Origin of the sequence: Cognatundibacterium luofuense, from assembly GCF_018139685.1 — a bacterium.
Classification (GTDB): Bacteria; Pseudomonadota; Gammaproteobacteria; order Burkholderiales; family Burkholderiaceae_D; genus Undibacterium; species Undibacterium luofuense.
The window spans coordinates 1-285 of the sequence record NZ_JAGSPN010000626.1; the positions used below are offsets into that span (position 1 = coordinate 1).

1 protein-coding gene is annotated in these 285 nt (G+C 60.4%); it reads left to right on the top strand.

Going from position 1 to position 285, the window contains the following annotated elements; translation table 11 throughout:
- Positions 1–62: 62 nt before the first annotated feature.
- Positions 63–285 (top strand): TolC family protein (locus KDM89_RS21930; protein ID WP_230428027.1); only part of this gene is annotated, 223 nt, incomplete at its 3' end.

Genomic DNA, 285 nt, shown 5'->3' on the forward strand with positions numbered 1-285 from the left:
CACCTGCTGGTCACTTTAGTCCGTCATTGGACCTCGCGGGCTCGCGCCGCAGCGCCGGTTTGATGCTGGGATTCAGCCTGCCTTTGTACGACGGTGGCACGCGCCAGCTCTCACTGAGCAAGGCACGTCTGGACGCAGAAAACGCTGGCCTGCGCGCGCAACAACTGCGTGATGAGGCGGTGCGGCAGATTCTTCAGACCAGGAACAGCCTGATCAAAAGTATTCATGCCTGGCTGGCGGCACAAGTCCTGGTGGATGCGGCACAAACCACTTACAATGCGGCCT